This is a genomic window from Cylindrospermum sp. FACHB-282, from assembly GCF_014697195.1.
Lineage (GTDB): Bacteria > Cyanobacteriota > Cyanobacteriia > Cyanobacteriales > Nostocaceae > Cylindrospermum.
The window spans coordinates 17621-28855 of sequence record NZ_JACJRJ010000049.1 but is presented as its reverse complement, the minus strand read 5'-3'; the positions used below and the strand labels follow the sequence as shown (position 1 = coordinate 28855).

General features: G+C 42.9%; 11 protein-coding genes. 8 read left to right on the top strand and 3 right to left on the bottom strand.

Annotated elements, in window-relative coordinates:
* The first annotated feature begins 88 nt into the window (after positions 1-88).
* Positions 89-1183 carry a hypothetical protein gene (locus H6G32_RS21385; protein ID WP_190461901.1) on the top strand — a complete coding sequence of 365 codons (1095 nt, stop codon included), beginning with the start codon at positions 89-91 and terminating at the stop codon, positions 1181-1183.
* A gap of 87 nt (positions 1184-1270) precedes the next feature.
* Here H6G32_RS21385 and H6G32_RS21380 read toward each other — a convergent pair whose 3' ends face one another.
* Positions 1271-1981 (bottom strand): PEP-CTERM sorting domain-containing protein, encoded by a 711-nt coding sequence (locus H6G32_RS21380; RefSeq protein ID WP_190461899.1) that lies wholly within the window; start codon positions 1979-1981, stop codon positions 1271-1273.
* 600 nt (positions 1982-2581) lie between these two features.
* The gene (locus H6G32_RS21375; protein ID WP_190461897.1) at positions 2582-3310 is read right to left on the bottom strand and encodes a cytochrome b/b6 domain-containing protein; all 729 of its coding nucleotides are present in this window, start codon (positions 3308-3310) and stop codon (positions 2582-2584) included.
* Positions 3311-3902: 592 nt separating this feature from the next.
* On the opposite strand from H6G32_RS21375, the gene H6G32_RS21370 reads away from it, so the two are divergent.
* Positions 3903-4769, top strand: a complete 867-nt coding sequence (locus H6G32_RS21370; RefSeq protein ID WP_190461922.1) for a DNA adenine methylase — start codon at positions 3903-3905, stop codon at positions 4767-4769.
* Between the two features lie 94 nt (positions 4770-4863).
* Entirely contained in the window at positions 4864-5919 is a 1056-nt protein-coding gene (gene trpD / locus H6G32_RS21365) for an anthranilate phosphoribosyltransferase (RefSeq protein ID WP_190461895.1), read from the top strand.
* Position 5920: 1 nt separating this feature from the next.
* Here the strand turns inward: trpD and H6G32_RS21360 are convergent, their stop codons facing one another.
* A complete protein-coding gene (locus H6G32_RS21360; protein WP_190461893.1) occupies positions 5921-6886 on the bottom strand; it encodes a retropepsin-like aspartic protease family protein in 966 nt (321 codons plus the stop codon).
* Positions 6887-7092: 206 nt separating this feature from the next.
* On the opposite strand from H6G32_RS21360, the gene carA reads away from it, so the two are divergent.
* The 5 genes from carA to H6G32_RS21330 all read left to right on the top strand — a co-directional run bounded on the left by carA (position 7093) and on the right by H6G32_RS21330 (position 11230).
* Complete coding sequence (gene carA / locus H6G32_RS21355) at positions 7093-8259, top strand: glutamine-hydrolyzing carbamoyl-phosphate synthase small subunit (protein WP_190461891.1); 1167 nt, start codon at positions 7093-7095, stop codon at positions 8257-8259.
* Positions 8260-8413: 154 nt separating this feature from the next.
* Positions 8414-8770, top strand: a complete 357-nt coding sequence (locus tag H6G32_RS21350) for an STAS domain-containing protein (RefSeq protein WP_199328203.1) — start codon at positions 8414-8416, stop codon at positions 8768-8770.
* 318 nt (positions 8771-9088) lie between these two features.
* Positions 9089-9568, top strand: a complete 480-nt coding sequence (locus H6G32_RS21345; protein WP_190461889.1) for a Mini-ribonuclease 3 — start codon at positions 9089-9091, stop codon at positions 9566-9568.
* A gap of 102 nt (positions 9569-9670) precedes the next feature.
* Positions 9671-10846 carry a 23S rRNA (guanosine(2251)-2'-O)-methyltransferase RlmB gene (rlmB, locus tag H6G32_RS21335; RefSeq protein ID WP_199328202.1) on the top strand — a complete coding sequence of 392 codons (1176 nt, stop codon included), beginning with the start codon at positions 9671-9673 and terminating at the stop codon, positions 10844-10846.
* Between the two features lie 81 nt (positions 10847-10927).
* The gene (locus H6G32_RS21330; RefSeq protein ID WP_190461887.1) at positions 10928-11230 is read left to right on the top strand and encodes a DUF1816 domain-containing protein; all 303 of its coding nucleotides are present in this window, start codon (positions 10928-10930) and stop codon (positions 11228-11230) included.
* The last annotated feature ends 5 nt before the right edge of the window (positions 11231-11235 follow it).

Here is an 11235-nt window from a genome sequence, read left to right as displayed (position 1 = left end):
ATCAAATCTACCTAACCCCCATTCTCTTGTAGGAAATGGGGGAAAATTCCCACAATTCAGGGCGCACTAGATCAAAAAACAACCTTCTATGCAGCACTTCAAAAAGCTATTAGAGATAGAAAACTCAGAGTTAGCCCAGTTACTGCGGTTTAGCCTGTACGGACTAGAGGCTTCTCTGAAAAAAGCTCAGGCAGAATTACCGCTAGATCCTGGTGCTAATGTATGTGACGAAGTGCTGCAAGAACTCCACAGCCTGCTGCAAAAAGCAACTATCACACCCCCAGAGGTAGACTGCGGAAGCGAGTTAAAACTGAATCGTCTGCGAGAGGCTTTTAATTCTGATCAAGAATTGAGTTTATATCTAGGGAATTCCCCACTACAAAGCCAAAAAGACGCAGATTTGTGGAACGAAGTTCAACGCAGGTTACTGCGAGTACCAGAGGATTTGGCCACATCTTGGCGACAGCGTGCTTTGGAATTCGCTCAAGAATCTGGTGCGATCGCAGATAATATACATCTCTACAAACTTCCCTTCATCCGGGATCAAGTTATCTACCCTGGACTTAGTGGCAGTGTCAAGGCTAAAGGGTTGTGTTTATCCCAAAAAGCACTTTTAAAGACCGAATTTCCCCAAATTTACGAATCTGAGGATCTGCATTTACTCGCAGGTTTTTTGTACTTGTATATCAAATTTATGGAAATAGAACCAGATTTCCATCATGCTTTAAAGAGCATTTTTAGCTTTGATGTCATCTCCTTGCAGTCCAAACCAGAACAGCGACATCAATATATTGATGTTTTAGGCGATCGCTTCCAACGCACCCAAAAGACTGAAGAAAATGCTGATCCAATTTTAAATCTACGGGCTTGGATTGACATGGATGAGGCAATACATTCCCTCATATTCATTCCCCCAGCCGAGCGCTATTCTTGGTGGGGCAAGCTGCAACAAGAATCGCGGCGCATCCTCAAAAAAGTAGCCGATAAGGCAACTAATGCAGGTAATAATGTGCGGATTCGCCAATTATCAGGACTTTATGCAGATATTTGTACTTTGTCTAAAGATGACTTGCAACTAGACTATGGTGGTAACCCTGGGGAAGTATTAACTTGTCTCCGGGTGTATGCGCGAATTAATCAAGAAGACTGTCCGGGACGGGTAATATTTCGCTCTTTACGATGAAAAAGGAAGACTATAATTTTGTATTACAGCCTTCCTTCATAATTTGCATATTACCCAGAAATATTAGGTTTTTGTTGAAGAATAAGTCTAGGCAGATTTCTGCAACTGTTTGCGTTTGTGGTACCAACCCATACCAAAGGGACTCAATCCCATAATAAGACCCATCATTGAAGCAGGTTCAGGCACTTCTTCTGCAACTTGTCCAACTGTAAACCCTGCAGTTGAAGGTGTACTACCGCCGCCAGTACCAGTACTTGTGAAGCTGAAGCCATTTGTAAAACTCCCTGCAATGCTTACAGCAAACCCATCATTAAATCCGTTGTTAGCAGCGCCAACGGTAACAGTTGAACCACTCAATGAGGCATTCTGGAAATCCAACAAGGTTATTCCATTAGTAGCAATACTGGAGAAATCAAAGGACGTGTTAGCGTCTGTATAATTGAAGAGCAGTATGGGGTTTACTATGGTGCCGGTGAAGGAAATAGTTTGGGTTGTAGTCCCATTCGATGCAGTACCTAAAGCAACCCCCTCAAGAAAAGTGCCGCCGTATGCATTATTGGTTGCAGTTGATGCACTCCAATCGTTAGTGAAGCTGGTTCCTGCGTTACTACCATTAGCAGGGCTTGTGGTGTAGCTGATAGCACCAACGCCATCTAATGTTCCAGAACCGGAACCGTTCGCTGAGTTATCTGCGTCCCAATTAACAGTGTTAAGGGTAACACTGAATGCTTGTTGGTTAAATAAACCAACAAAAGCTGGTATCAACAACAGGTGTAATGTAATAAAACCGTGTTTCATCTTACTTAAATTTTGCTACGAATGCATGTATTTACAGCGTAAAGTATATCACAAAGATTCCCATTTATCATGTAAACTTTTCATCAGTAACAAGCGGTATATTTAACCAAATTTTTAAAGTTAATATAATTGTTCATCTGGTGAAAGCCTGGGCGTGAAAATACATAAGTAAATTATCAGGAACTTATCAGGAACTTAGCTTTAGAGATTTTATTAACCATCGGATAATTTATTCTTTATAAATTCTTTAGTTGCTGGCTAGCGTCTGGTGATTTTAACATCCGCAGCATTTTGCATTACTAAATGGCTATATATGCATAAAGCAATTAAGCAATCACAAAAGAATCGCTTCCCTATCCTGGTGGTTAGTCAAAAGCGATTAAATAATTGAATAATTGCCAGCCAGCCTGTCTGAATCTAGAGAATCTTTTCTGGATGGTGGTTTTGTATTGACTTACAGCACAATTTTCCTGACTGATTTGAAGATTTGGCTTAATGATTTAAACCCTGAATTATATTTTTTATTTTCGTTAATCACCCTAGGGTTGGGTAGATTTTGGCAAAGGTTTATGCCATGGAGTGAGATATCCAGAGAAAATTTTATGAATTATTGCTAGGTAACAATAGGGGTAATAAAAATGCGGCAATAATTCCACCCAGAACAATCACTTCAATAATTCTCAGAGAGAGATTATTCTGCATCCAATTATTTATACCTACACCAAAACTAGCTGGCAAACTGCTCAACCATTCACGGCAACGAATATACCAACGGCTAGGGTTTTCTTCTGGGCGAAATGTCCAAGAAAACATCGAGATTAACAGGGTTGCACCACCCACCTTAGTAGACATCAAAAGGTGAATCGCCAGACAACAAACCATCACCACCCAGGCAATTAGGTGGCAGGAGTACCAAATGTGGTAAAGTTCTCCCATGGGCAGCCACTCTTCCTTCATCATCTTGCCAGACATCACTGCAAAAACAGCGGCGATGAGCATAAAAGTGTTGGTAATTCGTTGCAGGCTAACCCACCAAATAGGCTTATTAACTTGGGTTAATTGCGATAAAGAATCCGGTTGAATCAAGCGTTTTTGTCCAGCATGAAAGCTATAGAGGGCAAAAGCTGGCAGCAACATCAAGAAGAACAGCCCCAAGGTACCATGAATATCCTGAATTGGCTCAATTTTCGGCAGTGGGATATTGCCAAATCGCCCGTCAAAGGTGTTGTAAACCAAAAAGCCGGTGATGATTGCCCCAATAGCTAAAATTCCACTTGCGCCATGAAGAATTCGCAATAACAAAGGTTGATAGGGTGCAGAACGAGACATACTAATGATCCTCTATAGCTGATTTGAGAAATATTTCTGAGAGAATGCTAGCTTTTGATGAGCTAACAAAATCGCTCTAGATATCCTGAAAAAGAATTATCAGTATATTTTAAAATATAATACTTCTGTTGTCACTTGCAGTATTCAATTCATATACTTTGCTTTCTGTCAATATGTAAGCTATAAGGCAATTTTAAAAGCAAATTTCCAAAAGCCTTGAACTAAAGTTCCGGCTAAAAGCACAAACCAGTTAAAACTGGTTAAAAGCATGATTATAGTTAGTTTTGACTAAAGGTTTCGGTGATAAATTTATTTAAGGGCTAATTGAGAATAGTGCAAGAGGTAACTTATGATGTAAAATTTTAAAGGAAATTAATATAAATAGTTTTGATGTAAATCAAGTAAATATCTTGTAAATGTTAAATCCCCTGCCAGAGAATAAATTATTTACTTGCTTAAAGCCGCTTGATGGAATATGCTCTATAATCTTTTTTAGAATAATTTGGCTATTGTCCCAGCAAATATAATTACTGGCGTGTAAGGTACATAGTATAAGATATACATTAAAATGATTTAACAATTTTTGTAAATGATGATCAAAAGCCCGCTCCGCTATCCTGGTGGTAAGTCAAAAGCAATAAAGCAAATAGTTGAATACTTGCCAGAAAGCTTTGCAGAATTTAGAGAACCTTTTGTTGGTGGTGGTTCTGTATTTATTTACTTAAAGCAAAAATTTCCTAATTTGAAAATTTGGATTAATGATTTAAATCCTGAGTTATATTTATTTTGGAAGGTTGCTCAGTCTGATATATCTAAGTTAGTTTCTGAAGTAATTCAGATAAAAAATAACTGCAAAGACGGTAAGTTTTTATTTAGAGAACTAACTAATTTAGATGTTAACAAACTTACGGATTCTGAAAGAGCAGTGCGCTTTTTTGTTCTTAATAGAATTACTTTTTCAGGAACTGTAGAATCAGGCGGTTTTTCTCAGCAAGCTTTTTATAAAAGGTTTACTGATTCGTCAATACAACGCCTGGAGAAATTAGGAGATATTTTATCAGAAAATGTACAAATTACCAATTTGGATTATAGCCATCTATTATATCCAGAAGGGGAAGATGTATTTATCTTCTTAGATCCACCGTATTTGAGGGCAACTTCATCAAGGTTATATGGTAAAAATGGTAATTTGCATACTTCTTTTGAACATCAAAAATTTGCTGAACTTTTAAAACAATGTCATCATAATTGGCTAATCACTTACGATAATTCGCCACAGATTCGAGAAAATTTTCAATCAGTTAATCTGGCTGAGTGGGAAATGCAGTATGGGATGAATAACTACAAACAAAGTGGGGCAGCTAAGGGGAAAGAGTTATTTATTAGTAATTATCAAGTTGAAGAAAATTTGGATAAAAATTTAACAATAAGTGAATTCCCAATTCAGCTTTGCAGTTAAGCCTTGATGTTTTCGCCTAACTTTGATAGGTGCTAATTTTTCGATAGGATAACTGGCAGATACTTAAACTGAGCTACACATACAAAGCTTAACTATGACTAATTCCCCCATCCTGGCTCAAGAATCCTCTGCTAGCTGGCATATTCTGCTACAACAATTATTAGATCGCCAATCCTTGTCCCGCTTCCAAGCTACGGAATTGATGCAAGGGTGGTTAAGCGAAACTGTTCCCCCAGAGTTATCGGGGGCGATTTTAACGGCGTTGCACTTCAAAGGCGTTTCGACTGACGAGTTGGTGGGGATGGCTGAAGTATTGCAATCTCAATCGATTTCTTCCCAATCCCCAATCCCTGTGATTGATACTTGTGGCACTGGTGGTGATGGGGCATCAACCTTTAATATTTCCACAGCGGTTGCTTTTGTGGCGGCTGCCTATGGTGTACCCGTGGCTAAACATGGTAGTCGTTCAGCGTCAAGTCTCACGGGGAGTGCAGATGTTTTGGAAGCTTTGGGAGTTAACTTGAGTGCCTCAAGCGAAAAGGTGCAAGCAGCAGTCCAAGAGGTGGGAATTACTTTCTTGTTTGCACCTGGTTGGCATCCAGCACTCAAGGCAGTTGGGCCGTTGCGGCGATCGCTAAAAGTACGGACGGTGTTTAATTTACTAGGGCCCTTAGTCAATCCCTTGCGTCCCACTGGGCAGGTCATGGGGGTATTTGATCCCAATCTGTTGGCAACAATTGCCCAAGCGTTACACCAGTTGGGTAAGTCCAAAGCGATCGCTTTACATGGTCGAGAAAGACTAGATGAAGCAGGTTTAGGGGATTTAACTGATTTGGCGGTGTTATCTGATGGTGAGGTGCAGTTAACTACCGTTAATCCCCTAGAGTTAGATATCACGCCTGCTCCCTTAGCAGCACTCAGGGGTGGGGATGTCCAAGAGAATAAGTCAATTCTCAAGGCGGTGCTGCAAGGTAAGGGAACTCAGGCACAACAGGACGTGGTGGCCTTAAATGCCTCCCTGGCGCTGCAAGTGGGGGGTGCAATACCCCTACTCAACCACGCCCAAGGTGTGAGTGTGGCCAAGGAAATCTTACAAAGCGGTAGCCCTTGGGCCAAGTTGGAACAGTTAATTCAGTTTCTGCGGGATTGATTTAGGGGCGGGATTGGGGGCGAAATTCTACGAAATTGCGCTTGATAGTGACATCGTAATTGCCAAAAAAGTCATGTCCTAAAAGTCCAGTTTCTAGTTCGGCTCCGGCGATCGCTACTGGTACTTGATTCGCCATCACCCCGCCAACTTCCATGGAGTTAACGTAGCCAACGGGAAATTCCACGGCTCTAGCACTAGCAGTATTTGCCTTCGCTTTCCCCACTGGCACTACTCCTAAGGCGATCGCCATTTTTTGGGTAATGACGGTTCCACTGGCTCCTGTATCCACAATCATGTCAAATCGCTGCTGACCATTGAAGGTAACTTCCACAATTGGCGTTCCACCCATTCGCCGTTTAATGGGGGCTGTAAATACCTCATTATCTTGGGTGAGGATTTCTGTTGAAGAGAAAACAGGCGCTGGTGGTGGCAGTTTTGTTTGCACAGGGGGGAAAAGGGGCCGGGTAGACGTTGGTGTTCTTGCTGGTTGGGGAACAATAACTACTACTCTCTTAGGTCGAGGAGGTGTGGCTGGCTCCTTGGGAGGATTTGCTCTTTGTTGGGCATACTTAATTTGGCGGCGGTATTCTGAGATTTGTGCTTGAGCAAAGGGAAAATTGGGACTTTGTCGCTGCACTTTTTTCATCAGGGCGATCGCATCCTGAAACTGACTCGCCACCAAATTCCAATCATCTGAAGATTGAGCAGATTTACTGATATTCAAAGCGCCAGTAGCTTTGTCTAGGGCCAGTTCCAAAGAACTTGGCTCATATTTGGGTTCTGCTTTTGGGCTAGCTGGTGGTAGTGTTGGTTTGGCAGGAGGCCGCACAAGAGCCAGATTGTCAGCGGGCTGTGGTTGCTGTTGACTACCAGTCGTTTGTTTGTCTTGACTACAGCCAACACTCAAAACCACTAGAGTGCTGGAGAGACAAATTAGGGCTGTGTGAGATAAAAAGGGCTGAAGCATAGTTGACTCAATTTTAACTGCCCTGGCTCTTTCCAATCTACATCCCACCCGCGAATTCCCCTGCAAATATTTTGAATAAATTGCTCTGAGAAATCGCAAGTCATAAACTCATGAGATAATTAGCGATCGCAGGACTAGGGTCTGGGGATAATTACCCATCACCCATTACCCATCACCCATTACCCATTACCTATTACCCATTACCTATGCCCCTGTCTGACACAATACCTGCTTTACTTGTTTTGGCAGATGGTACCACTTATCGCGGTTGGTCTTTCGGCGCTCTGGGAACCACGATTGGAGAAGTGGTGTTTAACACTGGCATGACCGGATATCAAGAAGTGTTGACCGACCCTAGTTATCGCGGTCAAATAGTGATTTTTACCTATCCTGAATTGGGTAACACTGGCGTCAATTCCGAAGATGAGGAATCAGCACGACCCCAAGTGCGGGGAGCGATCGCTCGGAATATTTGTCAACGCCCAAGTAATTGGCGATCAACACAATCCTTACCTGATTACCTCAAACAGCAGCAGATACCAGGTATATACGGCATCGATACCCGCTCCCTCACCCGTAAAATTCGGACTCTTGGAGCCATGAATGGTGGCATTTCCACAGCCATTCTTGATGAAGCCGAGTTACTAGAACAGGTGCAGGCAGCACCCAGCATGGCCGGATTAAATTTGGTGCGCGAAGTCACCACTTCCACAACTTATGAATGGTCAAATCCCACAGCCCCAGCTTGGGAATTCAACCAAGATGCTGCGGCTAATATTGGAGAATCATTCACCGTTGTCGCCCTTGACTTTGGTGTTAAACGTAATATTTTGCGTCGTTTGGCAAGTTATGGTTGTCGAGTAATCGTCGTTCCTGCTGATACGTCACCAGAAGAAATTCTCAACTACAACCCCGATGGGATCTTTCTTTCCAATGGCCCCGGAGATCCCTCTGCTGTCACTGAAGGTATTGAAACTGCTAAAGCACTGCTGTTGAGTCAAAAACCCATCTTTGGGATTTGTATGGGACACCAAATTTTAGGTCATGCTCTGGGAGCGGAAACCTTTAAACTCAAATTTGGTCATCGTGGTTTAAATCAGCCTGCGGGTTTACAGCAACGGATAGAAATTACCAGCCAAAACCACAGTTTTGCCATTGACCCAGATTCTCTACCTACAGCAGTAGTTGAAGTCAGTCACCTAAACTTAAACGATCTCACCGTTGCTGGAGTACGTCACAAGTCCCTGCCAATTTTTTCCGTTCAGTATCACCCAGAAGCCAGTCCTGGGCCCCATGATGCTGATTACCTGTTTGAGCAGTTTGTGCAATCAATGCAAACAGCACGTCAAGCAGCAATTGCAAAAGTTAAGTAAATATGATAGGTGGGGGACTTAGAGTTTGAAGTTTGAATTTTGAATTCCAATACCCCCCTATCCCAGCAGATTGTAGACAATTTGCTCAAAAAACATCTATACTTGAGCGTTCACTTTAACTTATGAGGATGAGGAGGGAATTATTGCTGAGCCATTGAACCTAACCGTAAGCCTGAGGGGCACTCGTGAAGTCCGGGATAACTGCCAGCTATTCCGCCTCACAGGTTTGTTAGACGCTTTTTCTGAGCCGACATTTCGCAAGGTACTTGGCAGCAAGATCGACGAGGGCCCAAAGCACATAATTCTGGATCTCTCACAAATTGACTTTGTTGATAGCTCCGGCTTGGGTGCGCTGGTGCAGCTAGCCAAGCAGGCTCAAAACGCCGATGGCACCTTACAAATCGTCACAAATGCCCGCGTAACTCAAACGGTCAAGCTTGTTCGCTTAGAGAAGTTTCTCTCCCTGCAAACATCAGTTGATGCAGCTCTAGAAAACATCAAGTCGCCTTAATTGCTTGAGATCCTGCGGATAAATTCAGCTATCCAGATTCAACATCAGATAGCTTGATTCTTAAACCTTCTGGCATATTACCTCTCTCCTTGTGGGAGAGGTAAAAACAAATCTTTGTACTATATCTCCAGGGAAGAAACAAAAAAATCCTACTTCATACTTTATCCTGAAGATAGCTTCCTAATCAAAAAAATCCCATTAGCCAGTATTCTTTTAGTGTTGAATATACTAAGCACAGCATTATGGCATACTTAGTAAAGTAGAAATTTTTGTAAAGCAGATTACCCAAATTATAGTCAGTCAAGGAATGTTGCACTTGTGAACCCAAAGGAGGAAGAGCGATTAGATCGAGAAGATGAAGCAGTGGAGCAGAATTCATCTTTGACCCCAGCGCTCTTGGCAATCACTGCACAATTACCCCTACCAATATCCCAATCACAAGTGCAACAAATTACTCCATCGGCTTTGGCATACTTGGGGGATGCAATTTATGAATTGTATGTTAGGATATTTTATCTGGTGCCACAGCAGCGGTCAGAAACTTACCATCGTCTGGTAGTGGCGCAGGTAAGAGCGGAAACACAAGCGCTTCATTTGCGATCGCTGACGCCGCACCTGAGGAGTAACGAATTAGAAATTGTCCGGCGCGGTCGAAACGCTGCCGCAAGACACCCTAAGCGAGTTGATCCCGGAATTTATCAACAGGCAACTAGTCTAGAAACTTTAATTGGCTACCTATATCTCACCGATTACCAACGCTTAACCGAACTGTTACAAAAAATCCATCTAGAGAAATAGCGGAAAACTCAATCTCCCGATAGGAAAATCAGTCGATCAAGTTCAGTAAATTCAGGTAATTGGGATGCCTATCAATACGCAATACCACAACCAAATACTCGTATGACAAGCAATAAACCTAGAAAAATCAAGACTTCTGGCGAACCTAATCGTGGGCAGCCCATAAAAATTAAGGGTAAGCGCATCCTCGCCAACCCAAATCGTAATCAAGGCAATGGGGAAGGTAAGCCCATCATCTCTAGTAGACCACGCCAAGGGGGCAATGCAGAAGTTAAGCCCATTATCTCTAGTAGAACACGCCAAGCCGACAATGGAGAAGTTAAGCCCATCATCCCTGGCAGAACACGCCAAGGGAGCAATGGAGAAGTTAAACCCATCATCTCTAGTAGACAACGCCAAGCCGACAACGGAGAAGGTAACCCCATCATCTCTGGTAGACCACGCCAACCCCGCCAATTCTCCACTCCATCCCCAGCGATCAAAGAAACAGAAGATAGCGATCTGATTTACGGCCGCCATCCAGTATTGAGCGCTTTAGAAAATGGACGCGGTTTGAACCGTATCTGGATAACTGCTCGTCTGCGCTACGATTCCCGCTTTCACCATCTGATTCTCCAAGCTAAAGATCATGGTGCGGTCATTGATGAAGTAGAACCCAAGCGCTTAGACCAAATCACAGAAGGGGCTAATCACCAAGGTATAGCAGCGCAAATTGCCCCCTACGCCTACATCGAATTACCTGAACTGATTGAACAGGCGAAATCTCTCATTGATCCCGTAATTGTAGTTGCTGACAGCATTACTGACCCTCACAACTTGGGAGCAATTATTCGCACTGCTGAAGCCATCGGCGCCCAGGGATTGGTGATCCCCCAAAGAAGAGCATCTGGGATCACTTCCACCGTGGTCAAAGTGGCAGCAGGTGCTTTAGAAAACTTCCCCGTAGCCAGAGTAGTCAACCTCGGCCGAGCCTTAGAAGAATTGAAAGAGGCTGGTTTTTGGATTTACGGCACCGCTGCCAGCGGGAGCGAACCTCTGCATACAGTGAATTTCAGAGGCCCTATCGTTTTGGTAGTTGGCGCTGAAGGCGAAGGTCTCAGTATGTTGACACAACGAGCCTGTGATATTTTGGTGTCAATTCCCCTACAAGGTAAGACTCCCAGCCTGAATGCCTCAGTGGCAGCGGGTATGGCGCTTTATGAAATTTATCGTCAACGGTCTCTAAATACCCTGTATCTTGATAAATTGCAAAAAATCTCTTTGAAAAAAGCAGAGTAAAAGAGTATAAAGAAATGTAAAACAGAATAAAAGCAACATATCGTTAGCAGTCTGTACTACGTTTATAAATTGGTGAAAACCATGAAAACTATTTGGCATATTTTCAAGGAAGCGTTGATTAATATACTCAACAATTTCGGACGTGCTTGGTGGGTAGAAATATTGACTCAGAATCCCCGTTGTACTTACTACTTTGGGCCATTTCTCAGTTCGTTTGATGCAAAATGGGCCAGCATTGGCTATGTAGAAGATTTAGAAATTGAAGGAGCCCAGGGAATCATTGTGAATGTTAAGCAATGTAAGCCTACTGCTTTGACAATTGCCGAAGACTTGGGGGAAAGGATTGACCGTAAAGTAAAGCCTGCCTTTAGCGGTCAAATTTAATACAA

Bases quoted from the DNA above. Each gene is read 5' to 3' on its own strand.
- H6G32_RS21385 (WP_190461901.1), top strand. From the start codon at position 89: ATGCAGCACTTCAAAAAGCTATTAGAGATAGAAAACTCAGAGTTAGCC.
- H6G32_RS21380 (WP_190461899.1), bottom strand. From the start codon at position 1,981: ATGAAACACGGTTTTATTACATTACACCTGTTGTTGATACCAGCTTTT.
- H6G32_RS21375 (WP_190461897.1), bottom strand. From the start codon at position 3,310: ATGTCTCGTTCTGCACCCTATCAACCTTTGTTATTGCGAATTCTTCAT.
- H6G32_RS21370 (WP_190461922.1), top strand. From the start codon at position 3,903: ATGATCAAAAGCCCGCTCCGCTATCCTGGTGGTAAGTCAAAAGCAATA.
- trpD (WP_190461895.1), top strand. From the start codon at position 4,864: ATGACTAATTCCCCCATCCTGGCTCAAGAATCCTCTGCTAGCTGGCAT.
- H6G32_RS21360 (WP_190461893.1), bottom strand. From the start codon at position 6,886: ATGCTTCAGCCCTTTTTATCTCACACAGCCCTAATTTGTCTCTCCAGC.
- carA (WP_190461891.1), top strand. From the start codon at position 7,093: ATGCCCCTGTCTGACACAATACCTGCTTTACTTGTTTTGGCAGATGGT.
- rlmB (WP_199328202.1), top strand. From the start codon at position 9,671: ATGACAAGCAATAAACCTAGAAAAATCAAGACTTCTGGCGAACCTAAT.
- H6G32_RS21330 (WP_190461887.1), top strand. From the start codon at position 10,928: ATGAAAACTATTTGGCATATTTTCAAGGAAGCGTTGATTAATATACTC.